The organism is Sphingobacterium sp. UGAL515B_05, from assembly GCF_033097525.1.
GTDB lineage: Bacteria > Bacteroidota > Bacteroidia > Sphingobacteriales > Sphingobacteriaceae > Sphingobacterium.
On sequence record NZ_CP109907.1, the window covers coordinates 2,286,149 to 2,309,792 of the forward strand.

The following is a 23,644-nucleotide window of genomic DNA, read 5'->3' on the forward strand; positions in this document are numbered from 1 at the left end:
CATGAATAAATATAAAAAAATCGTTTCCATGCTGCTGGTCTTGACCTTGTTTTCTTCTTGCGGCAAAAAGTGGTTAGATATTAACGTAGATCCGAATACACCGTCAAATACGGTAGCTTCTGTAAAAAGTCGGTTGGCTTGGATACAGCATTATTATATGTATGCGCAGGGTACTGCTGGTACACGGGCGGGATTTGTAACCCAACAATTGACTTATTCTAGTGGTACGGCATCCAATAGTTTGGTTGCGGGCTGGAACCCATCTTCAGGTATGTCCACTACGCCTTATCAATTCTTCTTTGTGGGGGCGGGGGCTAATTTTCAGGATATGGAAGAGAAGGCGAAGGCCGAAGAAGCGTATCATTATTTGGGCGCCTTGCGTGCAATTCGTGCCATGGGCTTTATGTTGATGACCGACTGGTATGGCGAAATGCCCTATACTGAAGCTCTGGGGACAGCGATTACTCCGAAGTTTGATGATGGTAAGACGATCTTCGAAGGTTGTTTAGCGGATATTGATCAGGCAATCGCTTATTTTAAAATGACACAACCCGCTCAGGCGACTCCGCTTTCAGCAGGGGATAGCTGGAATGGAGGTGATGTCAATAAATGGTTGAGGATGTGCTATGGGCTTAAGGCAAGATGGTTAAATAATCTTTCTAAGAAGACGAGCTTGTATAAGCCAGATGAAATATTGGCGGCGTTAAACAATGCGGCTTTATCTGTGGGGGAAAGTACCGTGGTTGCGCATATTGATGATAAAGCTGACAATATTGGTGATATCCTCTTTGCAGACCCTGTAAAGACTTCTATTGTTTTTGATAATGCTGGTATGAACAGAAATGTATTTGTAACCCGTTGGTATGAACAACTATTGACGAACTTTGACAATAAAGGAGTGGAAGACCCTCGTGCAGATAAATTATTGCCTTGGGCTGAATTCGGGTATCCAAAAAAGTTTGTCCGGACTAAAGGTGTCGATATGCAATCCAGTATCCGAATGGACAAAGGTCCTATTATGGCATCCTATAATGAAAAGGATGTGGCCATTGAAAGTAATGGTCGGAAAGTCGCTCCACATTCGTGGTATATCAATGCTGCGGAACAAAATCGTTGGGGAGACACAACCTATGTTTCAGTAAAAAGTAGCTCGGTAGGGTACGACGGTGACAACTCTGATATTTTTAAATGGAGCGATGGTACAGTGGCTGCTTCAGGTACTTTTTATTCACGTCCAGATGCACCTACTCATTTGGTTGCCTATCCCGAAATGTGTTTTATAAAGGCGGAAGTTCTATTTAATAAAGGTGACAAAGCGGGTGCTTTTAATGCGTATAAAGATGGGATTAAAGCACATATTGATTTAATGAATATTAAGTTGAATTCTTATGGAAATATCAATGTGAGCAAGTCCCCTATGCAACAAACGAAAATTGACAATTTTTTAAATAATGGAATTGGTACTGCTGCAAATATTACGCTAGCTAAAATTATGACGCAAAAATTCATCGCCCTCTCCTTTTCACAACAAAATTGGAATGATATGAGACGATATGATTATAGTAATTCAGTTTACCCGGGCTGGGCTGTTCCGTATGAATATACGGTAACATCACTGGCTCAGACGAAAATACCAATGGGAAAACAGTTCAGGAGGGTTCGCCAGGTTTCACATGAAATCAACTACAATTCCGATAACTTAAAAGCATCCCATCCGAATGCGTTGAATGATGATATCTGGTCATTCCCGGTTTGGTGGGATACCAAAGAATAATTTTAAATTTGAAAGCCGCAACTGCGGCTTTCTTTATCTAATTCGTTTTTGTTATGAAATATTGTATCAATTTCCTTTTTCTATTTATACCATTTGTGCTTTTCGCACAATCGCCCAAGATTATTCAAAAACCGATTACCTGGGACCAGGAACGTATTCAGCTTTCATTGGAGTACCTCAAAAATCGGCATGGCCTAACACAGTCAACACCGGTTATCCAACCTAAAATGGTGGTCGTGCATTGGACGGCCAATAACAGCGTAAAAGCAACTTTTAATACTTTTAATCCTGTCAGACTTCCGGGGCGGCCTGAATTGACTAAGGCCAGTGCCTTGAATGTGTCTTCGCAATTTGTCATTGATCGGGATGGGACCATTTACCAGTTTCTGCCAGATTCTATTTTTGCACGACATACAATAGGTCTCAATTATTGCGCGATCGGTATTGAGAATATAGGTAGTCGCCAGAATCCACTGACAGATGCGCAACTGAAAGCGAATGAAGAACTGATCCGCTATCTCAGTAAAAAATATCCGATTGAATTTGTATTGGGGCATCATGAATATCAGCGTTTTAAAAAAACAAGTTGGTGGAAGGAGACAGACCCTAATTACATTACGGGTAAAGACGATCCGGGAGATAAATTTATGAATGAATTGAGATCCGAGTTAAGCGATTTAAAATTGAAGAGACTTCCCTAGTCTCTTTTTTTTGTTCTCCTACTCTTCCCATAGTTCTTCCTGAAGCGACTATGAAGACTCTGTACAGCGTGTGTGGAGGTCTCTTCTGTCCAATGATTTCTAGAAATTACCTTAAGCGAAATTATGTGTGTTCGAAATAGCGCGTATTGTTTACTTATTTGCTTTTTGTTGCGTTTTATCTTAGTTGTGTTATAAATCCCTATGATTGCGCTTTTATTCGAATATATTGATGAAAGGTCTGCTATTCTATTTTTATACTATTCTGAATATCTTGTTTTTTTGCCTTATTATTCGTTTTTATGATGGATATGATTGGGTTTGTGCTCTAAAAATAAAAATAATGTCTTTTTTTATGCATTTTTATGCTATATTAGATATGAAAAGAAGTACAAACCAATATTTATACCTAAAAGTAACGCATGCTTATGAACGAATAATATGCATTTTTTGCGTTTTGTTACCGTACTAGGTGCGGAGCATCCTATTTTAAAACTGAACTAATCTTATTAATTAAAATTTAAAATTATGAAAAGGAGTTTGCTCATTTTTTTGGGTTTACTGTGTTTTTGTTGTGTTGCTCTGGCACAAAAAAATGTTACCGGTAGAGTGACTAATTCGAGTGGATCCGGTTTAGCGGGAGTGACCGTCCAGGAGATTGGAAAAGGAGCACAGGCAGCAACAAATAGTCAAGGCAACTACAAGATAACAATTTCCGAAGGTGCTTCATTGGTATTCCGATATGTGGGGTATCAATCGCAGGAAGTTGCCCTAAATGGTCGGTCGATCGTCAATGTGGTGCTAAAAGAAAATACTGCATCACTGGATGAAGTGATCGTAACAGCAATGGGAATAGAGCGTTCCAAAAAATCGCTGGGTTATTCTACGCCGAAAGTAAGCGGGGATGACGTGTCAGATACGCAACGGGAAGGTTTTTTTCAAGGCTTGCAAGGGCGCGTGCCAGGCTTGTCCATTAACAGTACTTCGGGTATGCCAGGTGCTTCGGCACAAATCGTGCTCCGGGGTTTTGCCTCTATCTCTGGAGATAATAATGCATTGATTGTTGTCGATGGAGTGCCGATTAACAATTCGACAGTCAATGAAAATGATTTGGCGATGAATGGTGCCAACCGGGATTTGGATTATTCCAATCGGGCATTGGATATCAATCCTTCGGATATTGAAACGTATACTGTGATGAAGGGGCCGGAAGCGACGGCATTGTATGGGAGCTCAGGTGCGGGGGGAGCTATAATTATCACGACAAAGAAGGCCAAGAGTGGTAAATTTGGGGTTGATTATAGCTATTCAGGAAGAATGGAGTTTGTCAATAAATTTCCGGAGCGACAGTATACCTATATGCAGGGGCTCAATGGCAATTATGATGGGACATCTTCCTATGCATTGGGACCGAAGTATAAGGACGACATGCTTTTGCATAAAGATAATGTTAAAAATTTCTTTCGTCATGGATATAATCAAAAGCATAATTTAACCTTTAATGGTGGTAATGAAAATCTAAGTTATCGCTGGTCAAACGAATACAATGATAATACGGGTATTGTTCCAAATACGCGTTATACACGCTTCTCTTCGCGATTAAACTCTACCGCCAAATTTTCAAATAAATTTGAACTCAATACGTCTTTTAATTTTATCTTTTCGGACAATGATAAGGCAAGAAAAGGCGCTACAGGTTATTTGATGACGCTGATGCGCTTTAATCCTTTATATGATGTCCGGAATTGGATCGATGAAAAAGGTAATCGCGTATTAAATACCAAGGATATTTACAATGAGCTTGATAATCCTTTTTGGGATGTGTATCGGAATATCGCCAATGATAAAACCAACCGTACGCTGGCTTCCTCAAATTTTACCTATAAGCCATTGTCCTGGCTGAGATTTGAAGGTGTTGTCGGGATTGATTATTCTACTACAAAAGGTGAAAGTGTATATCATCCGCAATCTTATTCCGGTTCGGGTTCTTCCACTTCTCCCACAGGGGGTAAGTATAGTTCTTATCAGAATAATATGCGAATTTTGTATGGTAATGCCCGTTTTTCGGCCAATAAAACTTTTGGAGATTATTCAATTAATGCATTTCTGGGGGGCGAGATCCGTGATCAGAACTCGATTACCGATTCGCAATACGGAACAAATTTCTTTGATCCAAATTTCAACAGCATCAATAATACCTATGCTTCGACACGTTTGGCAAAAAATGTCATCAACAACTACCGTTCTATTGGATTCTTCGGACAGGCTGTATTAGGGTACAAAACCTTGCTATATCTGACGCTGTCGGGCCGTTTGGACGGAACGTCGCGTTTGATGCCAAATGATCCTTATTTTTCTTATCCTTCAGGGTCCTTGGCCTTTAATTTTACCGATTTAAATCTAATTAAGGCAGTCTCGGATGTGATCTCAGATGGGAAAATTAGATTTTCGGCAGGTAAAACGGGTAAAGGACCGCTTAGATCCTATTTTATCAAATCAAATTATGAACCTCAATATTCAACCGGTGGTGGCTATGCTTATGGTTTTAATGGAGGGAATGATAAGTTGGTTGCTGAAATGACAGATGAATTTGAGGCAGGTTTGGAATTTTCGTTGTTTAAAAAGTTTGTCTCTTTTGATTTTAGTTATTTCTCCAGGCTGAGTGATGGACAGATTATTTTGCCCCGACTGAGTTATGGTTCTGGCTTTGTTTTAAAAATGATGAACGGAGGTAAAGTGAAAAATGTGGGTACCGAGGTTCAGGCAATATTCAATCCGATTGTCAAGAGGAATTTCAATTGGAACCTTGTCTTCAACTTTACCCAATATAAAGGCCGTGTGTTGTCGCTGGCTGAAGATTTGCCCGAATTGTATGATTCGGATACCTGGTTGTTGAGCGGTGTGCGTTCTGCAGTATTGCCAGGTTACAGTATGGGCGCCCTCTCTGGAACGCAGTTTATGCGTAATACGAAAGGCGACGTGCTGATCGACCCGGCAACAGGTCTGCCGGTCGCTGGTACAGATCGCTATTACCCGATTGCTGACCGCCTGCCTAAGTTTACATTGGGCATCGTTAATAAATTCAATTACAAAAATTGGTATCTGACATTTTTGTGGGACTGGCGTAAAGGCGGAGATGTGTTAAACGGATTGGATTATAACATGTATACATTCGGTATGTCGACAAAAACGCTAAATAGAGAAGATCCACGCGTGATAAGGGGTGTTTTGAAGGATGGGTTGGAGAATTCGGAAAATCCAACAATCAACCATATTGCGGTAACACCATATACTTCCTCCGCGTATTATTTTACCAATATCGAGCCGGGTATGTTCGTAGAACGGAATATCTATACAATGAGACTGCGTGATATTACTTTAAGTTATCGATTGCCGAAAAGACTGACGCGGTTCTTAGGTGAAAGGTCTTCACTAAAAGCGTTTTTTACAGCTACTGATCTCGTTATGTTTACAAATTATACAGGATTGGATCCAGAAAGTAATTCGAATACAACTGGTATTGGAGGTATTGGCGGCTATGGAATAGATTTTGGCAATATGGCTAGACCGAAAGGGTTCAATGTTGGCGTTAACTTACAATTATAAGATTATGAAAGCAAAAATAGGTGCAGCTTTGTTGTTATTGACTTTGATAATGACAGGTTGTAAAAAATTTATGGATATCAATGATAATCCGTCGTATCCACAGGATGTTAGGGCTGAGATTTTGTTGGCTCCGATTATATTTCATATGGCAAATGGTTATGCGCAGGATCAGACCATTATGAACAAGTTTAATCAATCTATTATGGGGGCTTCTGCTGACGATGCTTCAAAAGTTTGGGAAAGGCATGGATTTAGACTGCAGAGTGATGTTGGCGGGGTGATGTGGCGTATGGTCTATTTTAACCACGGTCGAAACCTGGCAAACATGATCCGGGATGCGGTGGAAAATGAGAAATATGAGTATGCTGCAATAGGTTATGCCGTTAAGGCTTGGGGATACCAAATGCTTACCGATTATCATGGTCCTGTTATTATGAAGGAAGCCCTGCGCGACCAGCTTAGCTTTAAGTATGACGATCAAAAAGAGGTTTATGCACAAGTTAGAGTTTGGTGTGATTCTGCCTTATATTATATGGATCAAAAAAGTCCGCTTGATTATAGCGCTAATTTGAGTTCCGAAAGAGGAGATAACCTTTTTCGTGGTGATATGGGTAAGTGGCGCAAGTTTGTTTATGGTATTCGCGCACTTCAGTATATCCACTTGGTTAATAAGTCAGATTTTAAATCAAAGTATGCGGATTCTGTCGTCTATTACGTCAATCAATCCTTGGCCTCTAACGATGACGATGCAAGCGTTAAGTTTTCGGGAGATAAGGCGGAAACCTCGAGTGTGGTTGGTCCGCTGTATGGGGTTTATACAAGCTCATATTATAGCCGTGCCGGCCAGCCGATTGTGAGTTACTTATCTGGAGGACTTCGAGGGACAGTAACGGCTCCTTCACGTGTTGCAAGTGATCCGCGTCTCTTAAAAATGATCAATAGGAACCTGGATAATGTTGCTGATACGGTGTTTTCCGGTGCTCTGCCGAATGTAACCAATTCGGCTACGATTATCCCTTCGATTCTCGGGAAAATTGTGGGTGGAGTGTATGAAGGAAAATTCATCTTTAGGGATAAAGCTGAATTCCCGCTGATGACTTATGCGCAACTGCAGTTGATTAAGGCGGAGGCGCTTTTTATCAAGGGCGCGTCTTCTGAGGCTTATCAGGCTTATCTTAATGCGATTCGCTCGCATATGACTTTCGTGAATAAGTATATCAATACAAACGGTGAAACCGCAATTACCGACGCTCAGGTAAAAGCCTACCTGGCGAGTAGTGAAATTCCACAGACTTCAGCAGACTTAATGCTTTCCGATATCATGGGGCAAAAGTATATAGTCCAATGGGGCTGGGGAGGATTGGAACAGTGGTGTGATCTACGCAAGTATAATTATGATACTACTATTTTTAAGCAGTATCAGCCACTCAGCGGTTCGGGATTGCAATATCAGGCTTACTGTTATCGGGTTCGTCCCCGTTATAACTCAGAGTATGCATGGAATGCAAAAGAATTGGACAAGTGGGGGGCCTTGGATCCTTATTATGTCACCAAGCCGACCTGGTTCGTAACAAAAGATAATTAGTCCTTTAAAGATTAGAGTATGAAAAGTTTTAAAATTATATTGGGCGCCTGCTTGTTTCTTTTTGGTCTTTATTCTTGTGATAAGGCCATACAGAATTTTGGCGATGTGGAGTTTATGGGTGCTGACGATGCAATTGTTAAAATTAACATGGCGTCCATCTATCCGGATGACCGCTATATGTATGTAAAATTTGATGGTCAGCGTGTTACGCCACTTATTCGTGGTAGAGAACCTTTTCCGGGTGGTGGGTATAATACACGCGGTGATTCCCGTCCGGACTTTCTGAAATGGAAATCGGGTTCCGTTAATGTGCAGGTAGGATTGCCTTATAAAACCGATAGTGGCCTGGATTCTATTATTTTATACGAATCTACAGTGAAGTTTGAGGCCGGAAAGCGTTATACGTTGCATGTAACAGATACAGCAAAAAACACAAAAATGATCTTAAATGAAGAAGATTTAACCCGGCCGGATAGCACGCAGGCACGCTACCGTTTTACAAATTTAATGCCCAATGTTGAGGCGATTGATCTGTATTACGGAGCTGCGGCAACAACTGCGGAGCCAACGCAGGATTCTCTGGTTGCTAAAAATGTAAAGTATTTGGAGACAAGTCCATATTTTGAATTAAATCGTATCACAACACGGACATGGAAGATCCGTAAAGCGGGTGCGCCTATAACGAATGCTTCGGTGCTGGCATCTTATTCAAATGCAGGAGCAATTTTGGACCGAAGGTCATATACTGTGTATGCGCTGGGCTACGATGGTTTTACTTCTGCCATCATGAAGCCCTATGTTTCATTTTTCTTAATTCGATGATCATGAAGGATAAAAAATATAGAAATAGTTTGTGTGCAAGTGTATTGTTTGGCTTGCTGCTTTCATTGGTATCTTGTAAACAGAGAGATGATTATCCTGTTTTTGAGCGGAAGGAGCCTGTGGTTACTGTTCCGGAAGTTATTCCGCCTGACAACGAGATAGGTGCGCTTGTGAAGAAGATAATGGACAAAACGGATATAATTTCGATTTTTAAATTGGATTCTACGACGGCCCTGGCGGATGGAATAAAGCGTACGCATGTTCGTTATGTGAATAAATTAAATCAGGCCATGAGTATGCAGATCCTGGAAGTCGATCTTTCTAAAACTAATATAGGTGTAACTGCCCTAAGTCCTTTTGATGATTATTTATTTACAGTGCAGACGTTGGGAGATATGGCTAAATATAATGAGGGGCGTGCCGGAGGGAAAATTATAGCAGCGGTCAATGGAGATGTGGTGACTTCCTCCGCGCCGACAGGCTCGTTTATATTTAAAAGCCGACAGTTGAAAACAACAACGACAACAGCTACATCTAATACACGACCTTTTTTGGGTGTGAAAAAGAACGGTTCTGTTTTTATTGGAAACAAGCCATCTACATCATCTCCAATGGACGAATATAATTTAAATGATCTAGCTTCCTTAGTTTCTGGTGGCACCTGGCTTTTATATAGAGGTGATACTGTTACTTCGGCGACAGAAACTGTTCAAGCTAATACAGCGGTGGGGTTAAATGCAGGTCGGAACTATCTGTATGCGGTTGTAGTGGATGGCGGAACAAATGCTTTTTCTGTTGGTATCACTTACAACGATTTAGGAAAGATCATGGCGGCGATCGGATCTTCAGATGCTTTTGTTACAAATGGTGGGACAGCGTCCGTTATGGTAGAACGGGCGGAAAGTGAAGGACGGTCCAGTCTTTTAAGTTGGAAAGTGGTAAATAGGCCGATAGCTTTGGCAGGGGGGGCAAGTGCAAATGGGATAGGTTTCGTGCTGAAATAGGTGTTGTTTTTTTTTGGCGTATAAAGGCTTTCGGAAAAATGATCCGAAAGCCTTTATACATTATATCACTTTCATGTTTTATTGGAAGTTGTGTTTGCTCTGCTGTGTGCTATACTAGATTTGGAATAGTTTTTAAAATAAAGCATGCGGATTGTTGCTGAAAGTTGGGGATTATGTGGTAATCAGCTATTTAAATGCTTGGTAGTACTGATTTGTGCGCGGTTGCATGGTTCATATTGAGGTAATGTATTTGTTACATTATAGTGTTTTATTTACACTAACAACATGTTCTTCGATATTGATTTATTTCTATAATAATCTGTATTTCTTTGTTTTATCATTTTTTTGTTTTACTGTTTTGAAATAAAAAAAAGGAAATATTTTATTTTTGTTTTAACTTAAAAAAAAGTGAATACTTACTTTCTTTTGCGTTTTTGTGACAATTTTAGTTTTAAAATCGAAAAGTTCTACTTACTTTTATCCTGATTTTCAATTATTCGTGCATAAAACTGCATGTTGTGTATGATCTAATGATCTATCTTATGATAAAAACTAACTTATTTGCGCTAATTCTAGTGGTTTCAAATACCCTTTTTATTTCTTGTGGAAGTTCATTGAAGTCTGTTCAGACGAATGAAAAAGCAGGAAGTAGCATTTCTGGTGATATATCGAACAAGGTTGTTGTGCCAGGGGCAGATCAGTTAGCCTTATATTTACCGCAATTAAAAGGGAAGAAAGTTGGGGTTATGGGAAATCAAACATCAATTGTTGGGCCCGATAAAAAACATCTCGTGGATGTTTTAATGGATAATAAAGTTGACTTAAAATTTGCCTTTGCGCCTGAGCATGGCTTCCGTGGTAATGTAGAGCGTGGCGAGAAGTTTGGAAATGATATTGATCAGAAAACAGGTTTACCACTATTTACATTATATGGTGGAAATAAGAAACAAGATTCGATTGTCAATTCCATCGATGTTATGATCTTCGATCTACAGGATGTCGGAGCGCGTTTTTACACGTATATCACTTCCTTGCATCGTGTGATGGAGCTTTGTGCAAAGCATAACAAGAAATTAATTGTATTGGATCGCCCAAATCCGAATGGAGATCAGGTCGACGGTCCAGTAAGGCATGATGACAAGTTTAAATCCGATGTTTCTTGGCATAAAATAGCAATGATCCACGGTCTGACAATTGGTGAGTTGGCACAGATGATCAATGGGGAACACTGGTTAGAAAATGGTCGCCAGGTAGATGTGCAGGTTGTAAAGGTGCAAAATTGGGATCACAAAACGATGTACGATTTACCGGTAATTCCTTCACCAAGTCTACCCAATCAGCTTTCTGTACGATTGTATCTTTCACTATGCCTTTTCGAAGGAACTGATATTTCGGTAGGGCGTGGGACAGATTGGCCATTCCAAGTTTTGGGGTATACAAATCCGGTTTATGGCTCTTTTACGTTTACCCCGGGGGAACGTCATGGTATGTCCAAACATGTGGAAGGGAAAGGTGCAACGAATTATGGTATAGATCTACGTGCTCTGGATCCTGAAAAGCAAAAATTCACACTAAAATATGTCTTAGATTTTTATCAAAAGACGCCTGATAAATCGACATTCTTTGCAAGGCCCGAATTTTTCGATAAGCTCGCAGGGACTGATCAGTTGCGTAAGCAGATTCTTGCAGGTGAATCGGAGGCACAGATTCGCGCTTCCTGGTCGGATGACTTGAAAAATTATAAACAGATGCGTAAGAAGTATTTGTTATATACTGATTTTGAATAGCAATAACTAACAATATTAACTAGAATCATTTATTTTAAAACTCTATAATCAATGAGAAAATTTGTACTATTTTCTGTTGCTCTTGGATTGAGTTTTCCTTCTGAATCCTATTCTTTTACAAAAAAAGAAGGTTCTTTGAATAGCAATAAGTTAACAAATGCTCTTCTAAGCTCTTCTCTAAAAAGTGCGGTTCAAAATACGGTGCAAGGTACTGTAACGGATGGAAAAGGTCCAGTCTCTGGGGTAAGTGTGTCTTTGATTGGCGGTGCCGCGTCAACAAAGACCGATGCTCAAGGACATTTTAAAATTACAGCTGCCGTGGGGAGCAAGTTGCGTTTTTCATCTGTTGGATACGTGACGAAAGAGATTACGATTACTTCAAGCTCACTTGATGTAACATTAGCCGACGATAATCAAGCGTTGGACGAAGTGGTGGTTGTCGGTTATGGTACCCAGAAAAAAGGTAACCTAACTGGTGCTGTATCTACTGTCAACGTAAAAGATAATCTACAAGGGCGTGCTATTGCGGATGTTGGTCGTGGTATTCAAGGTACGACGCCAGGTTTGACAGTTGTGGTACCAAGTGGAGAAGTTGGTTCCGATCCGGTTATGAAAATCCGTGGTCAAATGGGGTCAATTGCAGGCGGATCCAGTCCACTTATCTTGTTGGATAATGTGGAGATTCCAAGCATTCAGTTAGTTAATCCTGCTGATGTAGAGTCTATTTCCGTATTGAAAGATGCTGCTGCTTCTTCTATTTATGGAGCTAAAGCTGCATTTGGTGTGGTATTGATTACAACAAAAAAAGGGGCACAAGGCGGAGATAGTTTCAATATCAATTATTCCAATAACTTCTCCTTTCAGAATTCGGCTGTAGATTATAACATGGGTGATGTGAATGCCCTTAAGTATTCTTTGGAAGCTGCGGAGCGTGTCGGTGAATCTGAAACAGGTGCATTTTATAAAATTAACCGCGAAAGCTATCAGCGTGCGCTGGACTGGAAGCAGAAATATGGTAACTCAATCGGAGCGAACGATCCTACTGTTTATGGTCGTGATTGGTATGTTAATCCTGCTGAACCTACGAAAAAGTATGGTGTGCGTACTTATAATGTAGAGGATTATATGATCCGTAAGGCTGCACCGACTTCTCAGCATGATTTAAGTATTTCAGGTACATCTGGAAAGACGCAGTATAATTTAAGTATGGGCTTGTTGAATCAGTCGGGTATGATGAAAACAACGGATCATGATAAATTTAATCGTACTAATGCGGCGTTGCGTATATCGTCAGAGATCAATAAATACCTGACTGTGCGTGGTGGTGCCATGGTGTCGCGTCGTAAAAAAGAATATCCTTATACAACAAATTCAACCACTGCGGATCCTTGGTTATACCTCTACCGTTGGAGTTCGTTATATCCAATGGGGTATGATGAAAAGGGTAACATGATCCGTAGTCCGTGGAGTGAGACTTCTTCTGCAAATACAGCGAGTTTCCAAAATAATTACATCAATTTAAATTTAGGTGCAACTGTAAATATCAAGAAAAACTGGAAAGTGGATTTTGATTATACATTCTCCAATCAGGAGGAAATCACCACACAGCCTGGTACGCGTTTTACTGCCGCAGATTCTTGGGTTGCGGGGGTAGCTAGAAAAGATGCTGCGGGTAATCCTGTTTATGTGAACTCCGACGGACAGGTAGTTGCTGCTGGTGCTGCAGGAGCAATGGCTGCCTATGATTTGAATTATTATACTTACACGGCGAATGGAGCAAACCCAGATCATTTTTTGAGAGCATCGGGCGCTCGTCGTAATAATACAATCAATGCTTTCACTACCTATAATTTAAACCTGGACGATGATCATGATTTCAAATTTATTGCGGGTGTTAACCGTGTGACTTTGGATTATGATATGAATTCTTCCCAAACGTTTAACTTATTGGATATCCAAAATCCACAACTGGGTTTTGGTGTGAATACTTCAGCGCAATTGGCGAAAGGTGATGCCGCATGGGAAGCGCAGTTAGGTTATTTCGGACGGGTAAATTATGCCTATAAGAATAAATATTTGGTAGAGGCAAACATTCGTTACGACGGTTCTTCTAAGTTTCCAAAAGATTTGAAATGGCAATGGTTTCCGTCCTTCTCGGCAGGTTGGGTAGCTTCGGAAGAGAATTTTATGGAATGGGCCAAGCCTACGCTTAATCAGTTGAAGTTTAGAGGTTCTTGGGGGTCTATCGGTGATCAGACCGTGCCGCCAAGTTTATATACATCGACCATGATTCCGGGAGATGTTGCTTGGTTGGGTGCTGATGGTAGTCGTTACTTCACGATCGGAACTCCTTCAGCCGTAAGAAGTGAATTGAAATGGCAGCGTATTGAAACCACAGATATAGGTTTGGATATGCGCATGTTCAAGAGCAAATTCGGATTGGTTTTCGATTGGTATAGAAGGGATACTAAGAATATGATCGTTCCAAGTGGCGATGTCAGTGCAACGTTTGGAGCGCCTGCACCACAGGGCAACTTCGGGGCTTTGCGTACACAAGGATGGGAGTTGGCTTTAGATTTTAACCATCGTTTTGAAAGCGGTTTTGGCTTTAATGTCAGAGGTACATTATCAGATGCTAAAACGACTATTCTACAGTATACAAATACCCGGGTGATTTCAGATTACTATAATGGTAAAGATGTGGGTGAAATCTGGGGTTATCGTACAGATAGATTATATCAAGCCGGTGATTTTGAATATGGTTCTGATGGTAAATTGGTTACGACCACTGTTGCGGGTAAAGTGATGAATAAGCTTTCGGATCCTAATGGGGCTTATAATACCTTTCCGACCAGCAGTAACTTTAGGTTCGGTCCTGGTGACGTGAAATTTGCCGATTTGAATGGTGATGGTCAGATCAATGCCGGAGCCGGTACGTTAGACGACCATGGTGACATGGAAATCATCGGTAATGAAACACCGCGTTATGAATATGGTTTCCGTTTAGGATTTGACTATAAGGGCTTTGATCTTTCTGGATTTATGCAAGGTGTTGGAAAGCGTCAGATCTGGGGTAATGGTTTCTTGACAATTCCGGGTTACAATGCTTCGGATGGCGCTATGCCTTCGGCAATTGCAGATAATTTCTGGTCTGCGGATCATACGGGCGCATTTTATCCGAGAGCATATAATAATGCGGCAAGTAATGATGCAAACAATATGGTTAAACAGTCCCGTTACTTATTGGATATGTCCTATTTGCGTATTAAAAATATAACGTTGGGTTATACACTTCCTTCAACATTAACGCGCAAAGCATTTATCAAAACGGCAAGAGTTTATACTTCATTGGAAAATTTCTTCACCTTTGATAAGTTGAATGGTTTGCCGGTTGACCCGGAAGCAATCAATGGCTTTTCTATATTTAATGCTACAAATTATAACTCGGGTAGAACAGGTGTAGGTACACCAATGTTTAAGTCGGTATCGTTTGGTGTTCAGGTTAATTTTTAAAATTTACAACAATGAAATTTACAAAGAAAATAGCATTTATGGCGCTTGGAGCAACGTTGGTGCTATCATCCTGTAATAAAGATGTGCTTGATCGTAATCAGCTGACAAGCTTAGAAGATGAGAAAGGCTGGGGCAATGAGCTTGCGTTGCGTTTGTACGCTAACGGATTTTATGCCAATTATTTTACGGGATATAATACAGGGTATGCAACGGCTTACGCGCCAGTGACAGGTTATAATTTTGCGGACGATCTGACAAAGAAAAATATTCAGGATAACTTTGAGAACTCGGTGCCGACTTCTAGAAGGGCAACAGGGTCAACTATTGCCGCTTTAGAGTTGCCTGATATGTTGCGTCAGTATTCTGGACCTACATGGAATTTTTCGTATGTGCGTAAAGCAAATATTTTTATCGATCGGATAGAGAGCAAAACAAAACCAAATATTAATGATGAAACTTACCGCCATTGGATGGCGGTAGCCCGTTTCTTCAGAGGTTTTGAGTATAGCCGACTGGTAGAGGTGTTCGGTGACGTGCCTTATTATGATAAGGAATTGAAGGACACTGAACTGGATTTGATGTACAAGGATCGTGACAGTCGCGCTGTCGTGATGGATCATGTGTATGACGATTTTCAATATGTATTGGATAATATGCGTACAAACGATGGTAAGCAATATCTGAATAAATATGTGGCGGCATCCTTTATATCCAGACTGATGCTGTTTGAGGGATCGTTTTTGTATTATCACAATTTAGATAAGGATAGGGCAAAGAAATACCTGGAAATGGCTCAGAAGGCTGCAGAGGTTGTTATGGGGTCTAATGCTTATAATTTTAGCAGTGATTTCAAAAGCTTATTTGCATCGGAAGATTTGAGTGCAAACAAAGAGGTGATTATGTATCGCGCCTATGATGCAACTAAAAGTGCAACGCATAGTGTGGGGTCGTACAGCAATGGTACCGAAGGTCAGGGAAATGCGGTAAATTTGATGTTGGTTAAATCCTTTATCTGTAATGACGGTAAGCCTTGGCAAAATTCTTCTGTAGCAAATGCAAATAGCTTTACACTGAAAGATTTGGCGGTTACCCGTGATCCGCGTTTTGAAGCTTCCATCTATGAAAAGCCATTAACGTCTTCATCCACACTTTTCTACGCTTATAAATTTGCGTCGCGAGAAGCATTGACATACCTGGGTAAAACTTACCCAGCTGCATGGGGTTCTAATACAAATACTTCGGATGCTCCGGTAATCCGTTTGGCAGAAGTTGTTTTGAACTGGGTTGAGGCTAAGCAAATTTTAGCAGAAGGTTTTGGAGCTGCTGCGGTAACACAGACCGATATTGATAAATCCATCAATGCAATCCGTAATCGTCCACTTGATGCAGCGGCAGCAGCAAAAGGTGTGCAGAAAACAGCTGCATTGCAGATTGGAGCGATTGCAAATGATCCTTCCCGCGATGCTGACGTTTCACCTTTAATGTGGGAAATCAGACGCGAAAGACGTATGGAGTTTGTTTATGAAGGCTTACGTCTGCTTGATATCAAACGTTGGAAGAAGTTAAACTATATGGACTTTAGCAAAAACAACGACTATTTCCTGGGGCCTTGGATCAATGTGAAACAAGATATGCCGGCCTTGTTGGTTGATAGTAAAAAAGGATTGTTGAAAGTAGTGGATGCTAATGGTAATATCATCTCTTATGATGGCACAAATGGTGACAAGCTGATCGGGTATTATCGCGTCGAGGATGTACAGAATCGTGAGCCATTTTCAGATCGTTCGTATATTTCACCTGTGGGATTAGAACAGGTAAATGAATATGCTGCAAAAGGCTATAAATTAACACAAACTAAAGGGTGGTAATTTAATCCACATATGATGAGGCCTTGTCTATGTTTTTAGACAAGGCTTTTTTATGTCCATGATCGCCGTGGCTGTCGAACTCAAACCTAAATCTCCATCTAAAATACTTTGCATAAAAACGCATTTTTATTTTATTATTATGCATGAAAACGCTATTTTTAAGAAAACATTACGCATGAGGTTTCCAATTATCACCTTTTTTATTGCATTATCCTGCGTTTTTAACGTTGTGATAGCGCAGCAGTCCTTCAAATTTGCCCACGTTACAGACACGCATGTCGGTGGTGCAACAGGAGAGGAGGATTTGCGACGTACTGTAAAGGACCTGAATACATTGAAAGATATTGATTTCGTTATACTTTCTGGAGATATCACCGAGTTTGGTGCCGATCACGAGTTAAAGCTGGCAAAGCGCATCTTAGATAGTTTGCAGCTGCCCTGGTATGTGATCCCGGGAAACCACGATGGAAATTGGTCTGAAAATGGAGCCAATACATTTCGCACCGTTTTTGGTGGTGAAACTTTTTTCTTTAAGCATAAAGGTTACGCATTCATTGGAACCAATTCAGGACCAAATATGCGTATGAGCCCTGGTCAGATTCCTCGTGAGAACCTGGTCTGGATGGATTCCATTTTTGCAGCGAATCCGGATAATCAGCTGCCATTGATCTATATTAATCATTATCCACAGGATTCGTCTCTAAATAACTGGTTTGACGCTTTAAAAAGGGTCAAAACGCGCAATGTCCAATTGGCGCTTTGCGGACATGGCCATGCCAATAAATTGTATGATTGGGAAGGAATTCCGGGGGTAATGGGACGGTCCAACCTGCGTGCGAATAAAGAAGTTGGCGGTTATAATATTGTGACCATCGCCGATGGCAAAGCAAGTTATCAGGAGCGTAATCCCGGTGTGGGGATGCAGGAGAAATCTTGGGTCGTTGTTCCTCTATTTAATCATCACTATGAAAATGAGACAGTAAGCTACCCGAGACCCAGTTATGCTGTGAATGCAAAATATGCAGATCAGGTTAAAGTCAATTGGACGTTTGAAGATGCCAGCGATATCGGGGCTGGACTAGCTGTTTACAAAAATAGCGTGATTACATCAAATACCGCGGGCGATATCTTTGCGCTTGATTTAAAAACCGGTAAAAAGCGATGGGCATTTCGTACAGGTGGCAAAGTTTATTCTACGCCAGCTGTGTGGAAAGGAATCGTGGTTGCGGGGTCATCGGATCATGCAATTTATGCGGTAGATGCCCGAAATGGCAAGTTGTTATGGAGGGTACAGACTGAAAAGGCGGTTTTGGGTTCGCCTCTGTTACATGACGGCGTGGCTTTTATCGGTGGTTCGGATGGTAAGTTTAGAGCGCTGGACATCAAGACAGGGGCTGTAAAATGGAGCTTTGATCAGGTCAAAGGATTTGTATCGACCCTGCCAACGTATTATTTGGGAAATGTAATTTTTGGCTCCTGGAGTAATGGATTCTATGCTTTGAATGTCAATACAGGTAAGCTGTCGTGGGAATGGAATAATGGACAGGCTAATCGGATGTTTTCAGCGGCGGCATGTAATCCAGTAGGGGTAAATAATCGTGTTTTTGTAGTTGCACCGGATCGTTTTATGACAGCACTGGATGCGAAAACGGGGGCGGTCATTTGGCGGGAAAAGAAAGATACCATTCGGGTGCGCGAGTCTATGGGCTTGGCGGCAGATCATAAATTGGTTTATGTGAAGACGATGGATGGGGACCTTTTGGGTATTTCAGTTGCTGCTGATCGTATGGATGTTGCCTGGAAGTCCAAGCTTAAATTGCCTTATGAATTGACGCCTTCTGCAATTATATCCAATGGCAAATTGGTATTTGTGCCGAGTCATTCGGGTTTGCTATCCGGGGTTGACGCAAAAACAGGCGCGGTAGTATGGCAATATAAAATATCCAATGGAATGGTTAATCCTGTTGCGCTAAACGGCCGAAACAAGGTGATAGCGAGTACGATGGATGGCAAAATAGTTTCATTAGAGTTTTAAGCAATCGATTGAATTGATCTTTTTGAAAATAAATGCCTTGATATGATAAAAAAATGTCTAAACTTCTTAAATTTACGTCAAGCTTTTTTGCTTGTTTTTGCATGTTTTGTTTGTAACTTTGCGAAAGCACAGCAAAATGCTTGGATTAGAATAAACCAATTGGGCTATACTCCGGCGGGCAAGAAGGTCGCGGTATGGGGCGGGAAATCAATCAGGCAGCTTCGTTCTTTTGAAATTAAAAACGCACAAACGGGTAAAACAGTGTATGTGCATCCTGTGGGAAAAGATTATGGGGCTTATGGTCCTTTTGTTCAGAGCTTTCGTTTGGATTTCTCTTCTATGCAGGATACAGGACGTTTTTTTGTTCAGGCTGGAGATGTGAAGTCTCCAACATTCCGAATTGCTCGGGACGTTTATAAGGGAGCGGCCGATTTTGTACTGCGTTATATGCGGCAACAACGGACATTGTTCAACCCTTTTCTGAAAGATAGCTGCCACACACACGATGGATTTGCGCTTTATGCAGGAAAGGTTGGTATTCCCGATAGCTCCCGCATCGATGCTGGCGGAGGTTGGCATGATGCTTCTGATTATTTGCAATATGCGACTACGTCGGCAAATGCAACATTTCATCTGTTAGCGGCTTACCGCGATTTTCCAAAGGTATTTGGTGATCTAAAGCAAGCAAATGGTCTTGACGGAAAAAACGGTCGTGCCGATGTACTGGATGAAGCAAAATGGGGCCTGGATTGGTTATTGAAGATGCATCCTAAAGCCAATCAGATGTACAATCAGATTGGTGATGACCGGGATCATGCAAGTATGCGGATGCCAAAGGAAGATCCCTATTATGGTCGTGGATTTGAACGACCGGTGTATTTTATCGATGGCGAACCACAACAGCGTGGTAAGTTTATGAATAATACGACGGGCACTAGCTCTACTGCTGGTAAATTTAGTAGTGCTTTTCGCTTGGGAGCGATGTTGTTTGACAAGGAAGATCGGACGTATGCAAAGCTGCTTTCGAAAAAATCGGAAACGGCCTATGCTTATGCCAATATAAAACCAGGCGTGACACAGACGGTTTCTGTGAAATCGCCCTATATTTATGCCGAAGACAATTGGGTAGACGATATGCAGTTGGCTGCGGCAATGGGGTTCTCCACGACAAAAAAAGGAAAATTCGCACGAGAAGCCTTGCGCTATGCCCGACAGGAAAAGATTACACCTTGGATGATAAGCGATACTGCTGCACATTATCAGTGGTACCCTTTTATCAATCTTGGGCATTATGAATTGGCAAAAGGATTAAAAGGACAAGATCGCGAGGAGATTGTTTCTTATTATAAACAGGGGATTGAGGAAGTCAATCGGAGAGCCGAAAAAAATGCATTTTTTCGTGGAGTTCCCTTTATTTGGTGTAGCAACAACTTAACGGTATCCTTCGCGATTCAATGTCTCTGGTACAAAGAATTGACGGGAGATGCGCATTTCGATGAGCTTGCTCAGGCTAATTTTGACTGGTTGTTTGGAACGAACCCTTGGGGCACGAGTATGGTATATGGTCTTCCGTCGTGGGGCGATACACCTGTTGATCCGCATTCGGCTTTTACCTTTCTGGGTAAACATCCGATCGATGGCGGTTTGGTTGATGGGCCCATTATGGCATCTACGTACCGCAATCTGATCGGTATCAAGTTGAATAATCCAGATAGCTATGCGGAGTTTCAAAGTGATTTGGCGGTCTATCATGACGACTATGGAGATTATAGTACCAATGAGCCGACAATGGATGGTACCGCTTCGTTGATTTATCTGCTGGCTTCAAAGGAAGGTAAGGCAATGGAGGAGCCGACCGGAAAAAAGTAACACCGGATGTTTTCGGAGCTATTGTCCGGGGCGACTCGACAAAACGGCAGGTAGCTTTGATGTTTACAGGTCATGATTTATCTGAAGGTACAGGAGAGGTGTTGGCAAGTCTAAAACGTAATGGCGTTAAAGGTTCTTTTTTCCTGACAGGTGATTATCTCAGAACACCGGGTTTTAAATCCTATGTCCATCAGATGATAAACGATGGTCATTGGATTTCGGGGCATTCGGATAAACATCTTCTGGTGAGTGACTGGGGGAGTAGGGACCTGCTTTTGGTGAAACGTGACTCTTTTGTCGCGGATCTAAAGGCAAATCTGAAAGCATTGGAAAGCGGGGGTATTGATATCGGGAATTTGTCCTATTATATTCCTTCGTACGAGTGGTATAATAGTGAAACGGTCGATTGGGCAAAAGCAGTAGGTCTACATTCGGTTAATTATACACCGGGAATACGGACTGCAGCTGATTATACCTATCCTGAAATGGGGACTCGTTATTTATCGTCGACAGCGATTCTCGACAATCTCTGGTCTTACGAAGCTCGGTATGGGCTCAATGGATTTCTGATATTGATTCATATGGGAACCGATGATCGGCGGAAAGATAAACTGTATCATCATTTGGATGATATCATTAGCATATTAAAGGGAAAAGGGTATCAACTTGTGGATGTACCCGATTTATTGAAATAAAGAAATACAATATATACTAATAATGGTAAATACAACGGAGAAAGATTCGAATTATCAGGATTTGGACAAGATGTCTGTGCATGAGTTATTGACAAATATCAATAATGAGGATAAATCTGTGCCACTTGCTGTAGAGCAGGCTATCCCTCAGATTGAAGCATTGGTCAAAGTGACTGTGGAGAAAATGAAGGCTGGTGGTCGAACTTTTTATATCGGCGCTGGTACAAGTGGTCGTTTGGGCGTGTTGGATGCGTCAGAATTACCTCCGACTTACGGTGTGCCATTTGAATGGATCATTGGGTTGATTGCTGGTGGTGATACTGCAATTCGAAAAGCAGTTGAATTTGCAGAAGATGATCTGGAGCAAGCCTGGAAAGATATGGAAGCCTATGATATTGATGAAAACGATGTTGTTATCGGTATTGCGGCCTCTGGAACCACACCTTATGTTATTGGCGGATTGAAAACCGCAAATGAGAAGGGGCTTGTTACGGGCTGTATTGTCTGTAATGGCGGTTCTCCGATTGCTGAAGTAGCGCAGTATCCGGTTGAAGTTATTGTTGGGCCGGAATTCGTTACCGGGTCTACGCGGATGAAGTCAGGTACCGCTCAGAAACTTGTGTTAAATATGTTCAGTACTGCAGTGATGATCCAATTGGGTAGGGTAAAAGGGAATAAGATGGTCGATATGCAGTTGTCAAACCATAAGTTGGTCGGCCGTGGTGTACGTATCATTATGGATCAAACGGGGGCGCCTGAGGGAGAGGCTGCGGCTTTACTTGAACAATTTGGCAATGTGAGACAGGCAATTGAAGCTTATCAGGCTACCCATTGAGTATAACCTACTAAAAATCACCTATTTTAAAAACAAACTATGTCACCAGTAATATTATTATCTTTTATAATAATCTATTTTGCAGTTCTGCTTGCTGTAGCTCACTTCACCTCGAAGGGGGCTTCCGATAACTCTACTTTTTTTGTCGCAAACCGGAACTCTAAATGGTATATGGTCGCCTTTGGGATGATCGGTACCGCGCTCTCCGGCGTAACTTTTATTTCGGTTCCCGGCGCAGTAGGTGCGTCTGAATTTAGCTATTTTCAATTTGTTCTTGGGAATGCCGTTGGTTTTGTCATTATTGCCTATGTATTGCTTCCGCTCTATTATAGAATGAACTTGACTTCCATCTATACTTATTTGGAAGAACGTTTTGGGCACACCACGTACAAAACAGGTGCTGCTATTTTTTTGGTTTCCCGTACGATCGGTTCGGCATTTCGTCTTTATTTGGTGGCAATCGTATTGCAGCATTTTATTTTTGATGCCTGGAATGTGCCTTTCGCGATTACGGTCGTTATATGTTTGGTATTGATCTGGATGTATACAAATAAGGGCGGTTTAAAGACGATCATTGTGACAGATACCCTACAGACTACCTTTTTAGTGACTGCAGTCATTCTTTCCATTTATTTTATGGCAAAAGGATTAGATTTTGGTATTGTGGATACTTTCGAGGCTGTGAAAGAAAGTAGTTACTCTAAGATCTTTTTCTGGGATGATTTTGTGGGCAGTAAAGCAAATTTTTGGAAACAATTCTTGGGAGGAATTTTTGTGACCATTGCCATGACGGGGCTTGATCAGGATCTGATGCAAAAGAACTTATCGATGGGGACCATTAAAGAGGCACAAAAGAATATGATTACGTTTACAAGTGTATTTGTGGTTATTAATATTTTCTTTTTAGCTGTTGGTGCTTTGCTGTATATCTATGCGGCTAAAAACGGGATTGATGTCACTCAACTGGCAACACGAGACTATTTGTATCCAGAAATTGCATTAAACCACTTGGCGATTGTCCCTGCAATCATCTTTATGATGGGACTTACGGCGGCTACTTTTGCAACGACAGATAGTGCGCTGACTGCCCTGACGACATCTTTCTGCGTAGACTTTTTAAACTTCAATAAAAAAGAAAACCCCAACGATCCAGCTTTGATCAAACAGCGTAACTATGTGCATTTTGGCTTTTCCATTGTGATGTTGTTGGTTATTCTGGTCTTTAAGCTGATCAATGATGATTCGGTCGTCAATGCAATCTTTACGGCAGCGAGTTATACGTACGGACCTTTACTGGGTTTATTCGTTTTTGGGATATTCACAAAATATGCCGTGCGGGATAATGCTGTGCCTTATATCTGTGTACTTTCGCCCACCGTATTATTTTTGCTTAAAACCTATGTTATTGAGGTGTACACACCCTATGTTATCGGGTTGGATTTGATCATCATTAACGGTTTTATCACGTTTGTAATGCTTTTGATCAGTTCGCCGGGTAAAGCAAGTGAAAAAGCATTGTCCCACAATTAATGTATTTTAAGTTATAAAAAGTT

Annotated in this window: 14 protein-coding genes; all 14 read left to right on the top strand. The window is 41.3% G+C overall.

Annotation, left to right across the window (positions count from 1 at the left end):
- Position 1 precedes the first annotated feature (1 nt).
- The 14 genes from OK025_RS09280 to OK025_RS09345 all read left to right on the top strand — a co-directional run bounded on the left by OK025_RS09280 (position 2) and on the right by OK025_RS09345 (position 23,621).
- A complete protein-coding gene (locus OK025_RS09280; protein ID WP_317669229.1) occupies positions 2 to 1,774 on the top strand; it encodes a SusD/RagB family nutrient-binding outer membrane lipoprotein in 1,773 nt (590 codons plus the stop codon).
- Between the two features lie 53 nt (positions 1,775 to 1,827).
- Entirely contained in the window at positions 1,828 to 2,475 is a 648-nt protein-coding gene (locus tag OK025_RS09285; RefSeq protein ID WP_317669230.1) for a peptidoglycan recognition family protein, read from the top strand.
- 525 nt (positions 2,476 to 3,000) lie between these two features.
- Positions 3,001 to 6,078, top strand: coding sequence for a SusC/RagA family TonB-linked outer membrane protein (locus OK025_RS09290; RefSeq protein WP_317669231.1), 3,078 nt, complete (start codon positions 3,001 to 3,003; stop codon positions 6,076 to 6,078).
- A gap of 4 nt (positions 6,079 to 6,082) precedes the next feature.
- A complete protein-coding gene (locus tag OK025_RS09295) occupies positions 6,083 to 7,663 on the top strand; it encodes a SusD/RagB family nutrient-binding outer membrane lipoprotein (RefSeq protein WP_317669232.1) in 1,581 nt (526 codons plus the stop codon).
- 18 nt (positions 7,664 to 7,681) lie between these two features.
- Positions 7,682 to 8,485 (top strand): DUF4397 domain-containing protein, encoded by an 804-nt coding sequence (locus OK025_RS09300; protein ID WP_317669233.1) that lies wholly within the window; start codon positions 7,682 to 7,684, stop codon positions 8,483 to 8,485.
- Positions 8,486 to 8,487: 2 nt separating this feature from the next.
- Positions 8,488 to 9,489, top strand: coding sequence for a phosphodiester glycosidase family protein (locus OK025_RS09305; RefSeq protein WP_317669234.1), 1,002 nt, complete (start codon positions 8,488 to 8,490; stop codon positions 9,487 to 9,489).
- A gap of 542 nt (positions 9,490 to 10,031) precedes the next feature.
- Entirely contained in the window at positions 10,032 to 11,276 is a 1,245-nt protein-coding gene (locus OK025_RS09310; protein WP_317669235.1) for a DUF1343 domain-containing protein, read from the top strand.
- Positions 11,277 to 11,327: 51 nt separating this feature from the next.
- A complete protein-coding gene (locus OK025_RS09315) occupies positions 11,328 to 14,789 on the top strand; it encodes a TonB-dependent receptor (protein ID WP_317669236.1) in 3,462 nt (1,153 codons plus the stop codon).
- An 11-nt stretch (positions 14,790 to 14,800) separates the two neighbouring features.
- Positions 14,801 to 16,657, top strand: a complete 1,857-nt coding sequence (locus OK025_RS09320) for a RagB/SusD family nutrient uptake outer membrane protein (RefSeq protein ID WP_317669237.1) — start codon at positions 14,801 to 14,803, stop codon at positions 16,655 to 16,657.
- Between the two features lie 175 nt (positions 16,658 to 16,832).
- Entirely contained in the window at positions 16,833 to 18,692 is a 1,860-nt protein-coding gene (locus OK025_RS09325) for a PQQ-binding-like beta-propeller repeat protein (protein ID WP_317669238.1), read from the top strand.
- A gap of 42 nt (positions 18,693 to 18,734) precedes the next feature.
- Positions 18,735 to 20,561 (top strand): glycoside hydrolase family 9 protein, encoded by a 1,827-nt coding sequence (locus OK025_RS09330; protein ID WP_317669239.1) that lies wholly within the window; start codon positions 18,735 to 18,737, stop codon positions 20,559 to 20,561.
- Positions 20,562 to 20,620: 59 nt separating this feature from the next.
- Positions 20,621 to 21,256: a polysaccharide deacetylase family protein gene (locus tag OK025_RS09335; RefSeq protein ID WP_317669240.1), complete on the top strand. Its 636-nt coding sequence runs from the start codon at positions 20,621 to 20,623 to the stop codon at positions 21,254 to 21,256.
- Positions 21,257 to 21,278: 22 nt separating this feature from the next.
- Positions 21,279 to 22,091: an N-acetylmuramic acid 6-phosphate etherase gene (gene murQ, locus OK025_RS09340; RefSeq protein WP_317669241.1), complete on the top strand. Its 813-nt coding sequence runs from the start codon at positions 21,279 to 21,281 to the stop codon at positions 22,089 to 22,091.
- A gap of 39 nt (positions 22,092 to 22,130) precedes the next feature.
- On the top strand, positions 22,131 to 23,621 hold the full coding sequence (locus OK025_RS09345; RefSeq protein ID WP_115046435.1) for a sodium:solute symporter: 1,491 nt from the start codon (positions 22,131 to 22,133) through the stop codon (positions 23,619 to 23,621).
- Positions 23,622 to 23,644 lie beyond the last annotated feature (23 nt).

Bases quoted from the DNA above. Each gene is read 5' to 3' on its own strand.
- OK025_RS09285 (WP_317669230.1), top strand. From the start codon at position 1,828: ATGAAATATTGTATCAATTTCCTTTTTCTATTTATACCATTTGTGCTT.
- OK025_RS09295 (WP_317669232.1), top strand. From the start codon at position 6,083: ATGAAAGCAAAAATAGGTGCAGCTTTGTTGTTATTGACTTTGATAATG.
- OK025_RS09330 (WP_317669239.1), top strand. From the start codon at position 18,735: ATGATAAAAAAATGTCTAAACTTCTTAAATTTACGTCAAGCTTTTTTG.
- OK025_RS09300 (WP_317669233.1), top strand. From the start codon at position 7,682: ATGAAAAGTTTTAAAATTATATTGGGCGCCTGCTTGTTTCTTTTTGGT.
- OK025_RS09325 (WP_317669238.1), top strand. From the start codon at position 16,833: ATGAGGTTTCCAATTATCACCTTTTTTATTGCATTATCCTGCGTTTTT.
- OK025_RS09290 (WP_317669231.1), top strand. From the start codon at position 3,001: ATGAAAAGGAGTTTGCTCATTTTTTTGGGTTTACTGTGTTTTTGTTGT.
- OK025_RS09345 (WP_115046435.1), top strand. From the start codon at position 22,131: ATGTCACCAGTAATATTATTATCTTTTATAATAATCTATTTTGCAGTT.
- OK025_RS09335 (WP_317669240.1), top strand. From the start codon at position 20,621: ATGTTTACAGGTCATGATTTATCTGAAGGTACAGGAGAGGTGTTGGCA.
- OK025_RS09320 (WP_317669237.1), top strand. From the start codon at position 14,801: ATGAAATTTACAAAGAAAATAGCATTTATGGCGCTTGGAGCAACGTTG.
- murQ (WP_317669241.1), top strand. From the start codon at position 21,279: ATGGTAAATACAACGGAGAAAGATTCGAATTATCAGGATTTGGACAAG.
- OK025_RS09280 (WP_317669229.1), top strand. From the start codon at position 2: ATGAATAAATATAAAAAAATCGTTTCCATGCTGCTGGTCTTGACCTTG.
- OK025_RS09310 (WP_317669235.1), top strand. From the start codon at position 10,032: ATGATAAAAACTAACTTATTTGCGCTAATTCTAGTGGTTTCAAATACC.
- OK025_RS09305 (WP_317669234.1), top strand. From the start codon at position 8,488: ATGAAGGATAAAAAATATAGAAATAGTTTGTGTGCAAGTGTATTGTTT.
- OK025_RS09315 (WP_317669236.1), top strand. From the start codon at position 11,328: ATGAGAAAATTTGTACTATTTTCTGTTGCTCTTGGATTGAGTTTTCCT.